The organism is Bifidobacterium sp. LH_426 (assembly GCF_056356875.1).
On record NZ_JBKEVB010000003.1, the window covers coordinates 134276 to 153549 of the forward strand.

At 54.4% G+C, this 19274-nt stretch carries 19 protein-coding genes and 2 tRNA genes; 3 read left to right on the top strand and 18 right to left on the bottom strand.

Features of this window, described 5'->3' with window-relative positions; all coding sequences use genetic code 11:
• Window positions 1-907 precede the first annotated feature (907 nt).
• From AC1AYD_RS04415 to AC1AYD_RS04430, 4 genes are all read right to left on the bottom strand, one after another.
• On the bottom strand, window positions 908-2245 hold the full coding sequence (locus AC1AYD_RS04415; protein WP_476544737.1) for a tyrosine-type recombinase/integrase: 1338 nt from the start codon (window positions 2243-2245) through the stop codon (window positions 908-910).
• Window positions 2242-3429 carry a tyrosine-type recombinase/integrase gene (locus AC1AYD_RS04420; protein ID WP_476532531.1) on the bottom strand — a complete coding sequence of 396 codons (1188 nt, stop codon included), beginning with the start codon at window positions 3427-3429 and terminating at the stop codon, window positions 2242-2244. The genes AC1AYD_RS04415 and AC1AYD_RS04420 overlap by 4 nt, the downstream gene beginning before the upstream one ends.
• A gap of 234 nt (window positions 3430-3663) precedes the next feature.
• Window positions 3664-3736 (bottom strand) — tRNA-Ala (locus tag AC1AYD_RS04425).
• 80 nt (window positions 3737-3816) lie between these two features.
• Window positions 3817-3890 (bottom strand) — tRNA-Ile (locus AC1AYD_RS04430).
• Window positions 3891-4544: 654 nt separating this feature from the next.
• Here AC1AYD_RS04430 and AC1AYD_RS04435 point away from each other — a divergent pair.
• The 3 genes from AC1AYD_RS04435 (at window position 4545) to AC1AYD_RS04445 (ending at window position 9395) form a co-directional block, all read left to right on the top strand.
• On the top strand, window positions 4545-5387 hold the full coding sequence (locus tag AC1AYD_RS04435; RefSeq protein WP_476502223.1) for a M48 family metallopeptidase: 843 nt from the start codon (window positions 4545-4547) through the stop codon (window positions 5385-5387).
• 162 nt (window positions 5388-5549) lie between these two features.
• On the top strand, window positions 5550-7202 hold the full coding sequence (locus AC1AYD_RS04440; RefSeq protein WP_476544738.1) for a peptide ABC transporter substrate-binding protein: 1653 nt from the start codon (window positions 5550-5552) through the stop codon (window positions 7200-7202).
• Between the two features lie 897 nt (window positions 7203-8099).
• Entirely contained in the window at window positions 8100-9395 is a 1296-nt protein-coding gene (locus AC1AYD_RS04445; protein ID WP_476526226.1) for a tyrosine-type recombinase/integrase, read from the top strand.
• Between the two features lie 82 nt (window positions 9396-9477).
• Here the strand turns inward: AC1AYD_RS04445 and AC1AYD_RS04450 are convergent, their stop codons facing one another.
• From AC1AYD_RS04450 to AC1AYD_RS04515, 14 genes are all read right to left on the bottom strand, one after another.
• On the bottom strand, window positions 9478-9777 hold the full coding sequence (locus AC1AYD_RS04450) for a hypothetical protein (RefSeq protein WP_476544739.1): 300 nt from the start codon (window positions 9775-9777) through the stop codon (window positions 9478-9480).
• The gene (locus AC1AYD_RS04455; RefSeq protein WP_476526228.1) at window positions 9774-10046 is read right to left on the bottom strand and encodes a hypothetical protein; all 273 of its coding nucleotides are present in this window, start codon (window positions 10044-10046) and stop codon (window positions 9774-9776) included. The genes AC1AYD_RS04450 and AC1AYD_RS04455 overlap by 4 nt, the downstream gene beginning before the upstream one ends.
• Before the next feature lie 88 nt (window positions 10047-10134).
• Window positions 10135-11262 (bottom strand): hypothetical protein, encoded by a 1128-nt coding sequence (locus AC1AYD_RS04460; RefSeq protein ID WP_476526230.1) that lies wholly within the window; start codon window positions 11260-11262, stop codon window positions 10135-10137.
• A gap of 478 nt (window positions 11263-11740) precedes the next feature.
• A complete protein-coding gene (locus AC1AYD_RS04465) occupies window positions 11741-11923 on the bottom strand; it encodes a helix-turn-helix domain-containing protein (RefSeq protein WP_476544740.1) in 183 nt (60 codons plus the stop codon).
• Window positions 11892-12233: a hypothetical protein gene (locus AC1AYD_RS04470; RefSeq protein WP_476544741.1), complete on the bottom strand. Its 342-nt coding sequence runs from the start codon at window positions 12231-12233 to the stop codon at window positions 11892-11894. Before AC1AYD_RS04470 ends, AC1AYD_RS04465 begins: the two co-directional genes overlap by 32 nt.
• Window positions 12226-13014 (bottom strand): hypothetical protein, encoded by a 789-nt coding sequence (locus AC1AYD_RS04475; protein WP_476544742.1) that lies wholly within the window; start codon window positions 13012-13014, stop codon window positions 12226-12228. The genes AC1AYD_RS04470 and AC1AYD_RS04475 overlap by 8 nt, the downstream gene beginning before the upstream one ends.
• A gap of 19 nt (window positions 13015-13033) precedes the next feature.
• Entirely contained in the window at window positions 13034-13300 is a 267-nt protein-coding gene (locus AC1AYD_RS04480; RefSeq protein WP_476526237.1) for a hypothetical protein, read from the bottom strand.
• Window positions 13301-13302: 2 nt separating this feature from the next.
• Entirely contained in the window at window positions 13303-13512 is a 210-nt protein-coding gene (locus AC1AYD_RS04485; RefSeq protein WP_476526239.1) for a hypothetical protein, read from the bottom strand.
• A gap of 2 nt (window positions 13513-13514) precedes the next feature.
• Window positions 13515-13850 (bottom strand): hypothetical protein, encoded by a 336-nt coding sequence (locus tag AC1AYD_RS04490; protein WP_476544743.1) that lies wholly within the window; start codon window positions 13848-13850, stop codon window positions 13515-13517.
• A 793-nt stretch (window positions 13851-14643) separates the two neighbouring features.
• Window positions 14644-15126 (bottom strand): Dps family protein, encoded by a 483-nt coding sequence (locus AC1AYD_RS04495; protein ID WP_476544744.1) that lies wholly within the window; start codon window positions 15124-15126, stop codon window positions 14644-14646.
• 97 nt (window positions 15127-15223) lie between these two features.
• Window positions 15224-16558 (bottom strand): hemolysin family protein, encoded by a 1335-nt coding sequence (locus AC1AYD_RS04500; protein ID WP_476544745.1) that lies wholly within the window; start codon window positions 16556-16558, stop codon window positions 15224-15226.
• Between the two features lie 106 nt (window positions 16559-16664).
• Entirely contained in the window at window positions 16665-17333 is a 669-nt protein-coding gene (locus tag AC1AYD_RS04505) for a hypothetical protein (protein WP_476502226.1), read from the bottom strand.
• 307 nt (window positions 17334-17640) lie between these two features.
• Window positions 17641-18255, bottom strand: a complete 615-nt coding sequence (locus AC1AYD_RS04510; RefSeq protein ID WP_476502227.1) for a sugar O-acetyltransferase — start codon at window positions 18253-18255, stop codon at window positions 17641-17643.
• An 81-nt stretch (window positions 18256-18336) separates the two neighbouring features.
• Window positions 18337-19074: a carbonic anhydrase gene (locus AC1AYD_RS04515; RefSeq protein WP_476502228.1), complete on the bottom strand. Its 738-nt coding sequence runs from the start codon at window positions 19072-19074 to the stop codon at window positions 18337-18339.
• Window positions 19075-19274 lie beyond the last annotated feature (200 nt).

Here is a 19274-nt window from a genome sequence, read left to right on the forward strand (position 1 = left end):
CTACGCATGGCGAACACGGCAACCGACCCCGACGCGAAGGATAGCACACAACCGGGCGGACGGCGGGCGGTCTACTGGAAGTCGCGCGCTGCCCTTGCGATGGAGATATACGGCGATTCCGACAAGGCCCGGTACCTCGATAGGCCGATAGCAGACCTACGTCGCGCGGGTCTCATCGTCCCTGAAGGCGCACCGTCCCACAAAGGACATGTGCAAGAGTATCGACTATGTGTCTATGAGGCAGTGGCATTGCGGTATGACGAGTTGAAAACTATATATCCCAACGACGCGCAACACCTCGGGCGTATCCTCCGCATGTTCGAACGAAGATAGAGACTATGGGCGTGTATCTGTACATACATCATGTGGGTGCAGATACACGCCCTATGCACCTACATGATGTGTAGCGATGCACATACATCATGTGTAGCGATGCACATACATCATGTGTAGCGATGCACATACATCATGTGTAGCTGCACCTACATCATGTGTAGTAATGCACATACATCATGTGTAGATAGCACCTACGTCATGTATGTGCCAAAGGTAGTAAGGGATTAAGAAGGGATGATAAGGGATTAAGAAGGGAGGTCAGCTTTTTGAGAATCATGGTTCATGCGCAAGAGCCCGGCACCTTTCTGTTTTCTCTCTAAGGGTGTTTGAAAAAACGTTTTTTTAACGATGATTCCGAAGGGACACCCCGCGCCCACCGTTTCACTTCCCCCAACTCAGAAAAATAAATTCCCCCACTTTGGTATAGAAAAACACACTAAAATGAGTATGTTTCCCCACTTGAATGCAAATAACGCCCTATTATAGGGATAGAACATCATTTGTGTAACGGTAGAGAGATTCAAGGGGCCGGCATCCCCCTATCGGAGTGACGGCCCCTGATTCATCCCGGCTAATCGGTCATATCGACATATCGGCTAGCTGATTCGTACATCTCGGCGCGCATGGTCTCAAGGCCGACCGAGATGTTTCCCGATATGGTGCCGTCGTTGGTGCTCTGCAACTCTATGAAGCCTCTCGCTTGCAGCAACCGCGCCCCGGCCCTTACCGTACTGCCGCGCCGCGCGTGGCCTTCGGGCGGAATGTGCCATGTCTCCGCGAACGCTTCGGCGGGGATGCGGAACGAACGCGGGTCGTCGCCGCGCACCATATCGACCAACGGCCCCGTCTCGCCTTGCAGCATGGAAACGAGGATACCGGCGATAAGCATATTCGCGCGTTCTACTGCGATGCTGTTCGTCGCCGTCCTGCGTGGTGCCTTGCGCCGCGTGCCGTGCCCATTCTCATAGCGGTAATGAATCTTGCCGTTCCGGTGCCGTCTCACTTGCGCCGTCGCGTCCTCCACCGGTTCCACGCTCGGCAGCGGCTCCGGCCGCTCGGGCTTCGGCGGCTCCGGTGTGGAAGGCTGCGCCGTCATCGTGGTGGCCGACACAAGGCCGCGTAGCCTGTCGTCCGGCAACGCCGTATACGCCATGGTGGTTTCCGTGCTCGCGTGGCCGAGCGCCTTGGACACGCCCAGCATGTCGTGAGATTCCGCGTAGGCGACCGTGGCGAAACGGTGCCGTAGCTTATGCGCCGTGTACCCATCCGGCAGCAACCGGCTGACGTGTTTCCCGATATAGGACACTTCCACATGCCCGCCGAAGCGGCCGGGGAACACATACCCGCGTGCGGCGACGATTGCGGCGGCTACATCGTTCGGCAACGGGATGATACGTTGCTTGTCGCCCTTGCCATGGATGATAAGCGACTTGCCGCCGCTGGAATCGTCCACCACGTCCCGGCTATGCACCTGTGCTATCTCGGCGCGCCTTAGTCCGCACTCGGCGGCTAGTAGAATCATCAACCGTTCCGAAGCCGTGGCGCGCTGCAATGCGTCACGTATCACGCTATCCGGGCACGGCATGGGCTTCGGCTTCGCCTTGCGCACGTTCGGCAGCGCTTCGGCCGGATTGTCCGCGCGCCCTTGCTCGATATGGCAATACCACTTGAAGAACGACGAAAACGAGTTCTTCACGCCCTTCTTATACTCACGACTGGGGCAACGCCCCAACGCCCGCACCAAGTCCTTGGTGGTGACTTCGGCCGGTGAGACACCGGCAGCTACCGCGAAACGCCGCATATGGCTACGCCGCGACGCTATCGTGTTCGGACTGTAGCCCATAGCCTCTAGGTAGTCGAAATAAGCTGCAAGCGGCTCGCGCCAAGCTTCGGGCAATCCCCGCGTCACTGTTCCACCCCCTTGACAGTCTGACGGTCTGCGACACTCGCCATAGCGTCCATGCGCGCGGCAAGCTGCAAGTCGTCTTCTTCGGTGGCGTGCTGGTATATAAGCGCCGCCCGCATGCTGCTATGGCCGATGCGCTGCATGAGTTCCTTGGTGGTGGCCCCGGACTTGGCCGCAATCGTTGCGCCCGTATGCCGCAAGTCATGGAAACGCAAGTCAGGACGGCCCGCTATCTCACGCGCATGCCTGAACATCTTGCCTACGCTGTTGTTCATCATGGGCGTTCCATTACGCGTGCCGAACACATACGCCGTGTTATCGGTTCCGGTGTACCGCGCCATATGCTCCATAAGAGTTTCCGTTAGAAACGCCGGTAGATACACCACACGACGCCCCGCATCCGTCTTCGGTGTCACGCCATCGTAAAGGATGCCGCCTATCTTATATGTCTGCTTATCGACGTTTAGCCGATAGAACGTCGCTCCGCTCTTGTCGGCCACAAGCACCACGTCGGCGCGTTTCAGTCCGGCTAGTTCACTGAAACGCAATCCCGACCACGCCGCCACATAGATAAGCGCCCGGTAGCGTTCCGGCATGTTCGCTGCGATTGTGTCCAACTCGGCAAGCGTGGCGGGCTTGCGCTCTGCCGCCTTGACCTGTGCCGCCCCCTTAAGGACGCAAGGATTGTGTCGTATCACCTCATCCCGCACGGCTTCGGCCATGATGGTGTGCAGCAATCGGTATGCCTGCGATATGCGTGTCTTGCCGGTGCTGCGTTTATTGGGCATATCGCCGGCGGCGGCGCGAAGCGCAAATTGCTTCACAAGTTCGTTCCGCCATTGCTTGACCGTCAAGGGCGTGATGTCGTTCATCGATATAGCCCCTAGCGTTGGGAACAACAGCTTGTCGAGCAAATTGGAGTACAACGCTTGCGTCTTCGGGGCTAAGTCCCCCATGTGCCCCTCGAACCACGTCAGCGCGTACACCTTGAACGATTGTTCGGCAAGACGTGGGTCTATCCACTCATTGCGATTGATGGATACACGCACGTCGCTAAGCCATGCGTCGGCTTCTGTCTTGTTCGCGAATGTGTCGGGCGCGGTGAAACGTTCGTCGTTCATCATGTATGAAGCTTGGTATCGGCCCGAAGGCAATTTACGGACATACCCAAAACCTCGGCGTGCCATGTCATTGTCCTTTCAATCTCGGTCGTGCGATATCGTGCGATAACTCCGGCAAGAAACTTCTCAGCCCGGCGTGTCGTGCGATATACGTGCGATTACGTCTGATGAATAGGGCCTAAAAATGCCTAGATTTGCTTGGAGGGAGTTCAGCCACGAACACCGAAGGCGGTAACGAAAAACCCTTGGAATCGGCTTGATTCCAAGGGTTTTATCCAGTCGTTCACATCGTCGCGTTCGTGGAGCATACCGGGTTCGAACCGGTGACCCTCTGCTTGCAAAGCAGATGCGCTACCAGCTGCGCCAATGCCCCGAATGGGTCGTGCACAACGAATCTGAACTTGTCCGGATAGAAAAAAAGAGCGGCTCAAACATGGCCGCTGGTTTTTCCTGTGGGCCCGGGAGGACTTGAACCTCCGACCTCATCCTTATCAGGGATGCGCTCTAACCACCTGAGCTACGGGCCCGTCCATCGCGCTTCAGCAGCGCAACGAGTAGATATACTACATGCGATTCGGGTGGTGTCAAAACGGACCGCTCTTCGGCGTGTCGCGGCTTGTTTCCGCCGTTTACGGTTCGTGGGTTCCTCCACCCTTTCGACGGTTCGCTCCACCCTTTCGACGGTTCGCTCCACCCTTTCGACGGTTCGATCTAGGGTTTGCGACGTTTTTCCGTAGCAAGTCCCGGAGTGAACCGTGACTATCAAGGATGGAATGCGGCATGACCTGGGTGGAGTGGGGCTGGGCTCCCTCTGACGAGGGAGCTGTCCGCCATAGGCGGACTGAGGGAGAGATAGCTGGGATGTGACGTCATGGCGGAATGTCGCGTTCGGAATGTCGCGTTCGGAATGTCGCGTTCCAGCTATCTCTCCCCCACCCGGCTTCGCCGGGAGCCCCCTCGTCAGAGGGGGCCGGGATCGTCGTGACTTGCTTCGCCGGGAGGCCGACCGCAATCAAGGACGCCCTGCGGCTGACCTTATGTTGGCTCGCCTGTCGGCTCGCACATCGCCTACAAACGCCTCTGGCGTTTGCTTGACGGCGATGTCCCGGCAGAGGGGGCAAGTGCCCGTGGACAGCCCGACGAACTGCCCACCTTGTCCGTCTTTGCGGGACAATGGCGGTATGCCGTATCGCCGTCGTCCTTCCGCTGCCGCGCCGCGCTCCGCCTCCTCCGTCCGTGTCATCGAGGTCGATGGCGTCGCGGTGACGGTGACGCGCAAGCGCATCCGGAACCTGTATCTGCGTGTGCAGCCGCCGACCGGGGCGGTCGAGGTGTCCGCGCCGATGCGCATGGCGGAACGCCGCATCCGCGAGTTCGTGCGCGAGCGCCGCGACTGGATCGCCGAGCAGCGGTCGCGCATCGCGCAGTCCCGTCGTCTCGTGGTCGAGGAGATGGCGGCCCACGGCGCGGCAGGTGCCGTCGCGGTGCCGCTGGAGGGCCTCGACGATGCGTCGTTCGAGGCGCCGCGGCCTTTGTTCGACGACACGGATGGGGAGGTCGGCGGTGCGCGGCGGTTGGACGGTCCGGAGAATCAGGAGGATGCCCCGGCCGATGCGAACGCCCGGAACGGCCAGAATCCCCAGAATCCCCAGAATTCCCCGGTCGGGCCGCCTCCCGCGTTCGAGTGGACGGACGAACGTCGTCGCGAGGCGGCGGCCGCGATCGAATCGCAGCTGCCGGCACTGCTCGACAAGTGGTCGCCGATCGTCGGCAAACGTCCCACGCACGTCACGCTGCGGCTGATGACGTCGCGATGGGGGTCGTGCACGCCAAAGACCGGCCGCATCCGCATCAACCTGCAGCTGGGGCTGATGGAGCCGCGATTCCTCGAATACGTGCTCGTCCACGAACTGACGCACCTGTGGGAGCATGGTCACGGGCCGCGGTTCCGCGCGCGCATGGACGCGTATCTGCCGGGATGGCGCGCGTTGCGCCGCGAGCTCAACCGTCGTGCGGTGCTGTAGCCCGTCATCGGCAACGTCGATGACGACGCTGGCGTGTTTCCCTTCCGAAAGCGTAATGTCCGTGGCGATTGTATGGTGATATGTCATCGCACATGTCGATTCGAGATATCACGAACGACCACGAGATATCGCAACCAACGGAAGCAACGGAAGAGGACCATCATGCGCACAGGATTCACGAAACGCATCACCGCCGCGATCGCCGCGACGCTCGGACTCGCGCTCGCGCTGTCCGGCTGCGGCGCGACGGGCGACACGAGCGCGAACATCGTCGAACAGACCGACGGCAAGCAGGTGGTCGTCGTCAACGACGTCGAACCGGCGAGCGGGCTCATCCCGTCCGACACGAACGACCTCGCCGGCTGGAAGGTCGTGACGCAGCTGTTCGAAGGCCTCGTCACGTTCAGCGACACCGGCAAACTGATCTACGCGGATGCCGAGTCGATCACGCCGAACGACGACGCTTCGCAGTACACGATCAAACTGCGCGACGGCCTCGAATTCTCCGACGGCGAGAAGATCACCGCCGAGACGTACGCGAAGTCGTGGTCGTTCGCCGCGAACGCCGCCAACGGCCAGATGGGCGCCGCGATCTTCGCGACGATCAAGGGCTACGACAAGCTGCAGGACGAGCACGGCGACAAGAACGCGCAGCTCGAAGGCCTCAAGGTGATCGACGACCGGACCCTGCAGGTCACGCTCGCCGCTCCCGACTCGTCGTTCGACTACAAGGTGGGCGACGTGGCGTTCCTGCCGCTGCCGTCCAGCGCGTACAAGGACATCAAGTCGTTCGGCGAGAAGCCGGTCGGCAACGGCCCGTACCAGTTCGCATCGTGGCGTCACGACAGCGAGATCAAGCTCACGCCGAACCTGAAGTACACCGGCCCGCGCAAGGCGCAGAACGGCGGCGTCACGTACAAGCTGTACACGAACCTCGAATCCGCGTACGCCGACCTCACCGCCGGCAACCTCGACGTGCTCGACACGATTCCGAACAGCGCGCTCGCCACGTACAAGAACGAACAGTCGATCCAGTCGTTCAGCAAGGCGGGCCCAGGGTTCAAGGCGTTCACGATCCCCTCGAACCTCAAGCACTTCACCGGCGAGGAGGGGCGTCTGCGCCGCGCCGCGATCTCGTACGCGGTGAACCGCAGCCGCATCGTCGACAAGGTCCTGCGTGGCACCGCGACCGTCGCCACCGACTTCACCGCGCCCTCCATCGCCGGCTATTCGAAGTCGCTCGCCGGTTCCGACGTGCTCTCCTATGATGCCGCGAAGGCGAAGGAGCTGTGGGCGAAGGCCGACGCGATCTCGCCGTGGGACGGCACGTTCCGTCTCGCCTACGCGTCCGACTCCGGCTCGAAGCAGTGGGTGGACGCGATCGTCAACTCGATCAAGAACGCGCTCGGCATCGACGCGAAGTCGTACCCGTTCCCCACGCAGAAGGACTTCTCCGGTGCCGTGCACGACCGCACGATCGACGCCGCGTTCACGCAGGGCCTCCAGTCCGACTACCCGCATCCGGAGGGCTACCTGGTGCAGGCGTACGACTCCTCCGCCGCGGACGGCAAGGGCCTCAACAACGGCGACTATAAGAGCTCCGAATTCGATTCGCTGATCGATGAGGCCGCGAAGCAGACCACGCTCGACGGTTCGGTCAAGTACTACCACCAGGCCGAGGAGCTGCTGCTCAAGGATCTGCCGGTGATTCCGCTGTGGTACGGCAACGTCTCCGCGGGCGCGTCCAAGTCCGTCAAGAATGTGAAGTTCAACTACATGGGCCTGCCCGAATACCAGAACCTGGTGAAGGAGTAGCGGGGTAGACAGGAGCCGCAAGACAGGCGGGTGGTGTTGCTTCCGTGGTGTCGGTCCCCATGGTGCCGCTCCCGCTGGCGGGAGCTGTCCGGCATCGCCGGACTGAGGGTGGTCGATGGTGGTTGTTCGTGGCAGCGAATAACCGCGTAAGCGTCCCGCAGCGTAAGCGTCAGCGTCCCGAGTGTAGGCTCCCGGGTGTGAGCGTCCCGCAGTGTGAGTGTCCCGGGTGGAAGCGTCCCGTAGTCCGGAAATCCTCCCATTGCTCCGGACTACGGGACGTTGACGTTTGCTCAGCGTCCCGCTGTCGGGAGCAAAGGGCCGTGTTCCCGGCTATGGGACGCTGACATCTGCTTAGCGGCGTTTTGTCGGGAGCAATGGGGTCATTTCCGGACAACGGGACGCTGGGAACCGGTAACCAGCGCCGGGAACCGGCAACAGGCACTGGGAACGGGACTTTGGGAACCGGGCTGGGACAACGGGACGCTGGGAACAGGCGCCGGGGCAGGCAACGGAGCGCTGCGAACGGAGCGCTGGGGACGAGTGCTGGAAACGGGGCGCTGCGAACGGGACTCTAGTAATGGGACGGCGTCGGAAACGGGACTCTAGTAATGGGACGGCGCTGGGAACGGGACGCTGCGAACCGGCGCTGGGAATGAATGAGCGGCGGAAACATTGGAGTAAGGGGTGTGTCTCATCTCTGTGTTTTCCGCCGCTCGGGGCTGTGCGCCCTCACGCGAAGTGACTGCGCCTCGGGCTAGGTGCGTGTTCTCACGCGAGGTGGCTGCGCATGAACCACTGGAACTTCTAATAACCCCTGAGAAATGGCAGAATAGAGCCAATTCTGAGGTTTCTACGAAACTTCATAGAGTCGCTACATAGAGTCGCTATAATGGTGGTATGAGTAGCAAGAAACAGCGTCGAGCCAAGGGTGACGGAAGCCTGTATCAAACCATGCACAACAACCGCGTCGAATGGTGTGCAGCATGGTGGGGCGAGGATAAGAAGAAACACAGAACCTACGGACTCACTGAAACCGAAGCGCTGGTTAAGAAACAGAAGCTAATCAGTAAGTTAGCTTTACCTGACAATGAGAAGCCCAAGCCAAGAAGAACAACCCTGGGCACGGCCAGTAATCCGACCGTGGAACAGTTCATGGAACGCTGGTTAAAGAACAGAACCACATTAAGTGAAGTGGTCCGCAGACAATACAGGATGAATCTGAGTAACCATGTCATGCCAATTATTGGTAAAAAAGCGTTACGCAGATTATCTGATACTGACATAACAGCAGTGATGGATTCCATGTCAGCTAGAGATATTGGAAAAACCGCAACAGCTCACACGCTGAAACAGCTGAATACCATGCTGAACTACGCGGTAAAAATGAAGTTCTTAAACCGTAATCCATGCGAGTATGTTGATTTACCAACAATACGACCAGCAGTAAGACATCTTGACAATGAACAACTTGATTGGAGAACCAGCACTTTTCAGAACATTCTTGATGAACTGAAAGACCCGTCAAACAAATACCACGACGATTACACAAGAATCCTGTTAATGGGGTTAGGACTACGAGGCAGTGAGTTAGTTGGATTGACATGGGATTGTTTCAGTTTTACTGAAAAAACGCTCACAATCAGGCAGCAGCAGAAGAAAGAAAAAGGTGGTTCATACTACATTGCAATGAACACTAAAAACAAGCATGAAAGAGAAATACCGTTACCACAACTGTATCTTGAAGCATTAACAGAAGAGATGACGAAAGCCAGAAAGCAGAAAGAACCACTGAAAACCGACGATGGTAGAGAAATCAGTAACTGTATGTTCTTACACGAAGATGGCTCAATCATCACTTATCACTGGCATTTTGACCGTTGGAAATTGATACTACACGATTATCTGAAATCCGAAGGTAGAACAGAAGAAGAAATCAAGAAACTCACATGGCGACCACACTACAACAGGCATATAGCAGCGTCGATTATGGCAAGAAATAAAGTGCCACTCACAACGGCGCAGCAGATTTTAGGACATCTTGATAAAGAGATGACTGAATGGTATACACACGCATATCAAGAAGATGTAAGAGAGGCAGCAGAAACACTGGCAAAAACTTACAGTGAAGACCCGTGGCAATTTGCAAAACAACCAGTGCAGAAAGCCAATTCGTTACCTGTAAGCTGGGAGTAACACAAAAAGGGTAAGAGCTTAAAAACTCTTACCCAATGAGAAGAAACGATTTAAACCAATAAGTGAACGAATAAACGCTCACTTACTTAATATCATGCTGAAAGTTCTTATTATGATAGTAATCCAATAAAGCAAGCATATCTTTTATTGTTGTATCACTGTTACCAGCAGCACGATTATACGCATCAAGAACCCTGATAACATCAGTTATTGTTCCATCTAAAAAGGATATCAAATCCTCTAAACGACGAGTCGAATAATCATCAATGCCTTGTTCATTGAATTGCTCAACTGAAAAGTTACCATCAATCAGATTTTCATCATAAAGAGGTGAATCAAGAAGATAATCTGAGACTTCATCAACAACATCAATATAACTCATGCGGCAACCTCCATGAAACGAGCGTGGATGTTCTCTTTAACAAAATCAGCCGTATCAGGATGAATGTTGTCTTCAAGTTCTTGAATGAATCTGAACTTCCAATACTTATACTGTTTTTCAGTCATTGCATCATTACCAGTAAACCAGTAAGCATATTTTCTAACAATGGAATAAGCTTCATCGCCTTCAAAATCGTATTCTTTAAGAGTATTCCACAGAATATGTTCAATCTCTTCTCTACTATCAAGAGCAATAATTTTCTTGTTCATAATGTATAATCTTTCTACTCAATTTTCTTACCATAGTTGTTTTTTCCTTTCACTACACTCAACGGAGCATGTAACCGTTTTATTCCCATCATGCAGAAATAATTTCATCGGGTAACGGGTAATCAACATCGAGTAAATCATCAACAAACATATCATCAGATAGTTCATTTAATGGTGTGTGATAGAACTCGTTTTTCAGAACATCACGACCAGAACCAATTCTGAAAGGTGACTGATATTTACCAGTTTTCAGATACACATTTGAAATACGACGGTAAAACGGTTCTCTTTCATTGTAAGTTTTGAGATTTCTATATTGCTCATTCAGTGACCAATTCGTGGTAATCCACACTTCATCCCATAAGGCGAACTTGTTACGGTAACGGGATTCCATTTCAAACTGATAATGGTCGAGCATGTCATATAAGTCACCAACATCCTTGACTTCTGAACGAAACTCTTCAAGTAGCAAAACAGGCTGATTGTTATAAGAATCAAACGGATGTGCTTTTGTAAGACGAGTCTTAAACACCTCTTGTGGTTCATGTAACACATGCTGGACATAGTAGGATTTACCAACATCAGAATTACCATACATATAGTTCACAACTACATTTCTGTTTTCTAACGATTTCTTCTTCATTAAAGCGTTGAAATATCTATCAACAAAAGCAGAACCAGTGGTATTCATCAACAAGGATAATGTATCATCAAGAACAATTTCATCAGGAGTCATACCATCATCAAGAGCTTCTTTTAACATTGCAAGGTCATTTCTAACACCTTGTTGTGAAGCAGTTGGTTTAGCACTCATTTCATTCTTAAAATCATCGGATGACCACCATGGTCCAGCTTGTCTTGTATCAAGTTTTGAACAATAACGAGCAGCTTGTATTTCAGATTTCTTAACAATCTGAATAGCAATTGCAATACCTTTATCACTAAACCACTTATTCACATCCTTGATACGACGAGGACTGTCACGATTAAGAAAGAAACAACCCTGATAATGCAAGAAACCATTCTCATTCTTATCAGTTGATTGTTTACCTCGTTCAAGTTGGAATACAAACTTTTCAATACAATCTTGTGATTTCAAAACATCAATAATTGCATCAGCTGATAAAGTTGGTAAACCAATACTTTTATCTTCCAATGCATCACAAGTAAAGAAAAAGTTTCTTGATTGCTTATTGATTTTCTTGATATCTACCATAAAAAACTCCTAATTTTTACCAAAGTCGATGATTTTTTACCAAAGTTATTCAAATTTTTACCATTTCATTTTCAAATGGTAGAAAGTAGTTTCAAGCTTTAAAAGCCTAAAAAACAATGCTCATTTACCATTTACCAAAGTCCCTATTGGAATCAAGAGGTTTCTTGCGAAACCTCGTCATGCGCCGCAAGCGCCACATGACTACGGGACTTTGGTCACATACCACTCACAAGCAGCAGTAACACAGCAGCAGAAAGCAAACCACGCGGCCGCGCTGTTCATGGAAAGCCACCACCGCAGGAAGCGCAGAAACCGCCCCATAGCCGCTGTTTCTTGCTGGCAGGCTGTCCAAGCCAGGCTGGCATCAGAAAGGCGGCAGAAAGCGATTCTGAGCCCCTACGAGGATACTAATCTAAACAGCGCAGCAGCAGAAGAAAAGCCACGGCCACTATGAACCGCAGCCCATGAGAAGAACCGTTCACAATCCATTGAACCAGTTCAGTAACGAAGAAGATTCAATCATCCATTGATTCATAACCTTCTTACAGGTAACATTCACACGCTGAAAGTCACCAGCACGGCACCATTTACGAACGGTTGAATCCTTCACATCAATCAGTTTTGAAACCTCATTTACTGTCAGATACTTCTTCATCATCATCACCACCTTTATTCTTCTTCATCAGCATTGAAACCTGTTTATGGTTCAAACCAATCAGAAAAGCAACAATGATTAGTAACACATACAAGATTGCAGTGAGTGTAAAGAAGCCCAATTCAATCCAGATATAAATAATCATGAAGCAATTCCAGATTGTGGTAATCAGATTCATCACAGCAGATGAACTGATTTTCTCTTTTGAAAGCTTACTGGCAGAACCACTTAAACCAACCAGAAAAACTTTTTGTGAAACCTGCCATCCAATAATAGCAGATAACACTATTGAAAATACAACACTAACATTAAACATCTTTTCTCCTCTTTTTATCATCAGAACCAGTAGGAATTAAGAAACCAACTGATAAACAGAACACGGCGAAAGCACCACCAGCTATCAACAAATCTTTTGAACCAGTAATAGCAAAACTATTCAATGACTTATTTTCATCAGAATTAATCCATTCATCTTTATCAGGGTCATACTGATAAGCCGGATTATGTTGGAATAGAAACACATCAGGAACACCTTGCGCAGTGGTTGACTTGTTGATTATGTAATTATCCGATTTTGAACCAAAAACACTATCATCAAACAAACAACCAGAAGCAAAATTGCACCAAAGTTTATGAAGATTACTATCAAGCCAATTGGTATAGAAACTATATTTATCTTCATGCACATAGACTTTTATCCAGAAACCGGCGAATCCGTTACCATCATTCGGTCCAAGTTTCAAACAGACTTTACCTGTTGATGGTTCAGTTTGAACCACACCAGGAAGATTATCATTGACATTCACAAACTGAATATTTATATAAGCTCTATCATGTTCAACATTGGTTGATTCATGGTAGATATCCAACGGCTTGTTTTTCAAATCTGTTAAAGGCTTACCAGTTTCTTTATCAAGAATGTAAAAACACCAATAGTAACTATTAGAAAAGGTTGGCATTACACCTTCCGGCCAAGCAATAAACGGCGTTATCTTATAGTTTTTGGTTACACCACGACCAACATAACCACCAGTATCAGAAGCAAGTGCCGTACCGGCATGAGCGCCGCATAACACGACGCCCATAACCAGTGACAAGAAGAGACAAATTATTTTCTTACATGTCATTATTCAAACCCCCATGATTCCCATCTCTTCCGAAGCGAGGCTGCAAAGTCGGCTGCTTCTTTTGATTGCTCATAGGATGGTTTTGATTTTGACTCATACGAGCCTTTTCTTGTTCTATTTTTCTGCGAACCATCACTAATTGGTCGTTCACAAACAGGCTCATTGGACTGTGATTTTCCCATGCTATATTCTCCCAATACTTATAATCATCATCAGTAACCCAGACGGTCATTTTTCTTTTACGAGGCTGACCCATAATCAAACTCCTTTTGTATACGAATCCCAATCTTTAACATTGCCTACTGCATCAAAAGCATCCGGGTCACCGCCATGTTCTCTTACGCGGTCAGAAACCCACCTATCAAAATCATTCAAAGCGAATGGGTTATAACGACCCGAATGCGCATCATGCAATTCTCGACAACTTCTGAACTTGATAAGAACCTGCAACCATTCAGAAGCCGTCATAGTTACTTAACCTCAACCAGTGAATCGGCGGTAACACTCCAAGCGATTTTGTTATCTCTTACATAGGGTGTAAAAACAGGATTCACAAGAGCGTATTTCTTCAAACCAATCACATCAACTGGTTGGAAAACACGAAGTGAAACAAAATCAACAACATCATCATCCTGCAGGAAGCTAACACCATTCACACGATAAACTTTTTTACCATTAACCAGAACATCTTCATCAGTGCGCTTATTATCTTTATAAGCTTTAACTGGTTGTAAATCAGCGGCCTTGATAGTAGCAACGCTTACAACGAAAATGTTACCGGCAGGAACCATATTGAATTGAGTCATTTTAAAAATCTCCTATATGTTTAATCTAATTCATCAGAACCTTTCTGATATAAACATTGAAAAGCAAGTTATCATTCATTACTATTTTTCTTCACTTTTCTTTTTGTTGTTTTCAATGTTATCTTATATCTATCAAACTCGTATTTTGCGTAAAACGATGTCAGTTATGACTAAAAAATGTGATAAATACGCTTAAAAAGCCAGATAATAACCAAGTGCAATTATTCATGCAATAAAAAAGTGTGATGTAAATCACATTTTTCATCAAAAAACAATAGAAAACCCGAGGTTTCCAAGCCCCGGGCAATCCGAATGTAAAAGTAATAGATATCCATTGAAAGTATATTCCAATGTATGAGTATTTCTCATATCACTATATATCTATCAAACTTTTGTCGAAGGTAACAGAGAACGCCTTACGGCTATAAAAGAGCGCTGGTAAACCAGCTTGAACGGGGGGTATTCCTATTCGGCCATAGGATTCCCCCGAACCCCCAAAAACGGTCATTTTGTTCTTACGCCTGTTTTCGCAAGCTCAAACCCAGTCGTGCGAACAAAATAGTGTGGTGGTTCTAATTTCAATTTTAAGAGCAGAAAACCAACCAATGTGAGTAATTGGTCAGAAAGCCCAGTTTTTGTGATTTCTATCCGAACGCTCGATTATATGAACTGATACACCAGCGTAAATAAGCGACACCGATTTTCAGCGAAAGAAAAAGCGACCCCGTTCATGGTAGAATAGAGTCGCTAAATAGAGTCGCTACTGCAAGTCAGTAACTAAACCGTTGAAATTTCAACGATAAAGGTGGCTTCTAAGGAACCACTGGAACTTCTCAAGCTCCTGCACGTGGTCCTGGATGATGTTGGAGCTCACGAGGTCGAGGTCGTCCAGTTCGGCGATGGCCTTGCGGTCGTCGGCGATGAACGCGTCGTAGTACTCGATGAGCGCCTTGAGATACTCCTCGGTGCCGGCGCGGCCCTCGACGTCGAACGGCTTCCACGTGCGGTTGCGCGTGATCGCGTCGGCGCGGCCGTCCGGAGTGCCGCCCAGCGTGGCGATGCGCTCGGCGGTCTCGTCCGCCTGCGCGAGCACGACCTCGACCTGCGGGTCGAGCATCTCGTGCACGGCGATGAAGTTCGGGCCGGTTACGTTCCAATGCGCGTGCTTGAGGACGAGCGCCGCCTCCTGCTCCTGGCTGAGACGGTTCTGCAGAATGGCGATGGCCTTCTCCGAGGTCGCTTCGTCAAGACCCGGGACGATGAATGCGAGTGTCATGGTGGGTGTCCTTCCTTTCCTGATGAGGGACGTTCCTTGTGGGAATCTCCCGTAAGGAACCCGTCCCCCAAGTCTACCATTCAACGGATGGACGGTTTCACTTCGGCTGCGCAGGCCCCGGCGTCTCGGCGTGGTCCGGCGCGCCGGCCTTTCTCACCTCGATCGTGTCGATGCGGCGTCCGTCGATCTTGGTGACGACCATGTTGTAGCCGTCGGCGTGCAGCACGTCGCCCACCTCGCCCATCTTGCCGGTGTGTGCGAGGAAGTAGCCGGCCACGGTCTCGTATGGTCCGTCCTCCAGTTCGATGCCGGTCAGATCCTCGAAATCCTCGAGCGTCATGCCGCCCTCGATCGTCGCCACGCCGTTGACGAACGCGTCGCGACGGTTGCGTCGCGCGCCGCCCGGCTCGTCGGGCAGATCGTATTCGTCGCGGATGTCGCCGACAAGCTCCTCGGTCATGTCCTCGAGCGTGACGATACCGTCCGTGCCGCCGTACTCGTCGATGACGACGGCCAGATGGATGCCGCGCTTGCGCAGCAGCTCGAGGCTCGGCAGCAGCTTCGACGTGCCCGGCAGCGAGATGCCCTCGCGCGTCACATCGGCCACGGTCGTCGCCTTCGGATCGCGCACGTCGAGCAGGTCGCGCACGTGCACGAAACCGAGCACGTCGTCGAAATCCTTGCCGGTGACCGGGTATCGCGAATACGGCATCTCACGCACATACGCGGCGGCGTCCCCGATCGGCATCGCGCCGTCGATGAACACGACGTCGGCGCGCGGGCGCATCACCTCGGCGACGATCGTCTCCGACGCGTCGAACACGTCGTCGAGGATCGTGCGTTCGTCCTTGCTCAGGTTCGTGTTCGAATTGACGAGCACGCGCAGCTCGTCGTCGCTCACCTCGGATTCGGTCTCGTTCGGGTCGAAGCCGAGCAGGCGCACCAGACCGTTCGTGTTCTTGCCGATGAGCCAGATGATCGGGCTGCACACCTTCGCGAAGATGTCGATCGCGGGCACTACGGCGCGTGCGATCTCCTCCGTGCGCTGCATGGCGATGCGCTTCGGCACCATCTCCGAGATCACGATCGAGCAGTAGGAGATGATGAGCGTGAGGCTGATCGTGGTCAGCGGTGCGGCGATGTGCGCGGGCACGCCCCAACCCTCCACGACCGGCGTGATGTACGGGGAGATCGACGATTCGCCGAACGACGCGGACAGAAAGCCGCACAGGGTCACGCCGATCTGCACGGTGGACAGGAACGTGTTCGGGTCGCGGGCGATCTTGGCCACGCGGGCGCCGCGGGCGTCCTCCTGCTCCATCTGGTCGACCTGGGAGCCGCGCAGGCTCACCAGCGCCAGTTCGGTGCCGGAGAAGATCGAACCCAGCAGCAGGAAGACGAAAATCAGCAGGATGTTCAGACCAAGTGACATGCCCCCCACTCTAAGGGGCCGGCACGTCAAATCGCGGCGGTCCGGGAGGCGGTCCGGGGGCGGTTCGGCAGCGGCCCGGCGGCGGCTGGTGGCGTTTGCCGGGCGCTCACGAATACCGCGGGTCGTCCTCGAGCCCCACGTAGATGGGGCCGGTGACAGTGTCGTAGTAGTGGAGCAGCATGTGGTCGGAGTGGATGCCCAGCAGGTCACGCGCGATGCGGTTGTTCGCGCTGATGCTGCCGTCGTCCTCGCACGATCCGGCATCGAACGTCAGCGCCGGCGTGAACGTCATCGCGCACACCTGGTAGTCGCCGTCGTCGTCCGATTTCGTTTCGCGCGTCACCGTCGGGCGTTCCACCGCCATCGTCTTCGGCCCTTCGGCCAGCGCGGTCGCATATGAACCTGTACAGACCAGGCCGTAGCCGAACGCTGCGACGGCGATCAGCGCGGCGATCATGGCCTTGAGGAATTTGTTCCGGCGATACCATCGGACCGTCAGCGCCGCGATGATGGCTCCGGCCGGTATGTACAGCACTCCGACGATCAGGCGGGTGTAGATTGCGTTCGCGTCGTAGCTGCCGTTGGTGTCGGAGATTAGAAACGGCAGCATGAAGGAGAGGATGACCGCGAGCAGCGCCAGATAATACAGACAAACTCCGAAGAGGGTGAGAATCCCCTCGAGGATCATGAGAACGACGTACCCCGCGCCTTTCAGCACGCGCATGGGCAGGGAATCGGTGTCGGTGACCAGGAGCGACTTCGGGCGCTTGAACATGGATGATTCGTCGTCTGAGTCACCTGAGTCGGATGCCTCGGACGGCTCACTGTCTGAGGTCTTGACACGCATATCGGCGTTTGCTCCAGCGCTTGTGTCGTCCTCTGTGCCGAATCCGATGCCGTCGTCGAAGGGGACCTGCGCCCCGTCGCGTGAACCGTTCACTGTACCTGCCTTCGCCCGTCGTCGTAGCGTTTCCGGTGTTCCCACTTCAACGATACGTCCGCGGCGGGCCGTCACTCGTCCGCCCGCATGAACATTCGATGAAATGCTGCTGGGACGGCAACGTAGCCGGCCCGGAGCGTCCTCAGATGTCGTCCGGGATGCGGCGGTCGCGCCAGTAGTATTCGCGGTCGTGTTCGCCGATCTCGCGGATGACGCGCGCCGGCGTCCCCACCGCGACGCTGTTCGCCGGCACGTCCTTCGTGACGAGGCTGCACGCGCCGATCACCGCATTGTCGCCGATCGTCACGCCCGGCAGCACCGTCACGTTCGCGCCGATCCACACGTTGCGGCCGATATGGATCGGCTCGGAGAACTGGGCGACGCGTTCGCGCAGGTCCGGGCGAATCGGGTGACCGGTGGTCACGAGCGTCACGTTCGGGCCGATCATCGTGTGGTCGCCGATGAAGATCTCGCCGTCATCGACGAGCGTCAGGTTGAAGTTCGCATACACGTGATCGCCGAAATGCGTGCTGATGCCCCAGTTGGCGTGCACGGGCGGCTCCAGGTACACGCCTTCGCCGATCGACCCGAACAGCCGCTCGGCGATCTCGCGGCGCTTCGGATCCTTCGGGCGCGTGGCGTTGAAGTCGTAGAGCAGGTCGAGCTGCTCCTTCTGCGCGGCGTCCATCTCGTCGTCATCGCAGAAGTAGATGCCCGGCGAATGCATGGTGTCGAGCACGCGCTGCGGCACGGTCATGGTGGTCTCCTTCCGTATGCTCCGTGCGGGGATTGGCGGGCGGCGTAGGGCGCTTCGGCGGGCGCCCGGCGGGAGCGGAGCTCAGAACGACAGCACCTCGACCAGGCCGTCGTGCATCACGTAGCGGGCGCCGGCGATCATCAGACGTCCCTCGGCCAGCGCGAGACGGGTCACTTCGCTGCCGTCGGCCAGCAGCTCGATCGTGCGGGCCACGTGCGCGCGTTCGAAATCGGCGGCGTCCTCGAGATCGGCGTCCATCGCCTGCGCGACCGACGCGCCCACCTCGCGCACGATCGGCGAATCCTGCGCGGCGAGCATCGCCTCCAGATGATCGGCGTGCGCCTCGTCGCGGGCCGCGCCCTCCGGCACGTCGAAGCAGCCGCAATCGTCGAAACGATTCGCGAGTTCGGCGACGCCGTCCACGGCCGCCTTCACCGCGCCGCAGCCCTCATGACCAAGTACGACGATGAGGCTCACGCCTAGATGCTCCACCGCGTATTCGAGCGAGGCGATGACCGCGTCGTCGAGTACCTCGCCGGCCGTGCGGATGTCGAACAGGTCGCCGAGACCCTGATCGAAGATGATCTCCGGAGGCACGCGCGAATCGGAGCAGGAGAGCACGGCCGCGTCCGGATGCTGGCCGTCGAGCAGGCGTTCGCGGGTCTCGCGGTCCTGCCACGGGTGCTCGGCCGCGCCCTCGGCGAAGCGGCGGTTGCCCTGCAGCAGGCGGCTCCACGCGGCGTTCGCCTTCGCCTCGGGGGTGTCATGGGATTCGAACGGTTCGGTCGGTTCGGTCGGTTCGCTGAACGCTTCGGACATGCGGGCTCCTCGGAGTATGCGTTGCGGATCGCGGCCACGATCCACCGGAATCCAGTGTAGAAGGTGCGCGGGCCGAAAGGCTTATGCGCGGTTGGGAGGGATTGGAGAGAAGAAGGGAGGAACCTGCACGGTTGAGAGGTGAACCTGCATGGTCGCGGGGTGAACCTGTAGGAAGCAGACGCGAACCTGCATGGTGTGGG

Excerpts from the sequence above, each read along its gene's own strand:
- AC1AYD_RS04420 (WP_476532531.1), bottom strand. The coding sequence starts at position 3,429 with ATGGCACGCCGAGGTTTTGGGTATGTCCGTAAATTGCCTTCGGGCCGA.
- AC1AYD_RS04435 (WP_476502223.1), top strand. The coding sequence starts at position 4,545 with ATGCCGTATCGCCGTCGTCCTTCCGCTGCCGCGCCGCGCTCCGCCTCC.
- AC1AYD_RS04440 (WP_476544738.1), top strand. The coding sequence starts at position 5,550 with ATGCGCACAGGATTCACGAAACGCATCACCGCCGCGATCGCCGCGACG.
- AC1AYD_RS04445 (WP_476526226.1), top strand. The coding sequence starts at position 8,100 with ATGAGTAGCAAGAAACAGCGTCGAGCCAAGGGTGACGGAAGCCTGTAT.
- AC1AYD_RS04450 (WP_476544739.1), bottom strand. The coding sequence starts at position 9,777 with ATGAGTTATATTGATGTTGTTGATGAAGTCTCAGATTATCTTCTTGAT.
- AC1AYD_RS04455 (WP_476526228.1), bottom strand. The coding sequence starts at position 10,046 with ATGAACAAGAAAATTATTGCTCTTGATAGTAGAGAAGAGATTGAACAT.
- AC1AYD_RS04460 (WP_476526230.1), bottom strand. The coding sequence starts at position 11,262 with ATGGTAGATATCAAGAAAATCAATAAGCAATCAAGAAACTTTTTCTTT.
- AC1AYD_RS04465 (WP_476544740.1), bottom strand. The coding sequence starts at position 11,923 with ATGATGATGAAGAAGTATCTGACAGTAAATGAGGTTTCAAAACTGATT.
- AC1AYD_RS04470 (WP_476544741.1), bottom strand. The coding sequence starts at position 12,233 with ATGTTTAATGTTAGTGTTGTATTTTCAATAGTGTTATCTGCTATTATT.
- AC1AYD_RS04480 (WP_476526237.1), bottom strand. The coding sequence starts at position 13,300 with ATGGGTCAGCCTCGTAAAAGAAAAATGACCGTCTGGGTTACTGATGAT.
- AC1AYD_RS04485 (WP_476526239.1), bottom strand. The coding sequence starts at position 13,512 with ATGACGGCTTCTGAATGGTTGCAGGTTCTTATCAAGTTCAGAAGTTGT.
- AC1AYD_RS04490 (WP_476544743.1), bottom strand. The coding sequence starts at position 13,850 with ATGACTCAATTCAATATGGTTCCTGCCGGTAACATTTTCGTTGTAAGC.
- AC1AYD_RS04495 (WP_476544744.1), bottom strand. The coding sequence starts at position 15,126 with ATGACACTCGCATTCATCGTCCCGGGTCTTGACGAAGCGACCTCGGAG.
- AC1AYD_RS04500 (WP_476544745.1), bottom strand. The coding sequence starts at position 16,558 with ATGTCACTTGGTCTGAACATCCTGCTGATTTTCGTCTTCCTGCTGCTG.
- AC1AYD_RS04505 (WP_476502226.1), bottom strand. The coding sequence starts at position 17,333 with ATGTTCAAGCGCCCGAAGTCGCTCCTGGTCACCGACACCGATTCCCTG.
- AC1AYD_RS04510 (WP_476502227.1), bottom strand. The coding sequence starts at position 18,255 with ATGACCGTGCCGCAGCGCGTGCTCGACACCATGCATTCGCCGGGCATC.
- AC1AYD_RS04515 (WP_476502228.1), bottom strand. The coding sequence starts at position 19,074 with ATGTCCGAAGCGTTCAGCGAACCGACCGAACCGACCGAACCGTTCGAA.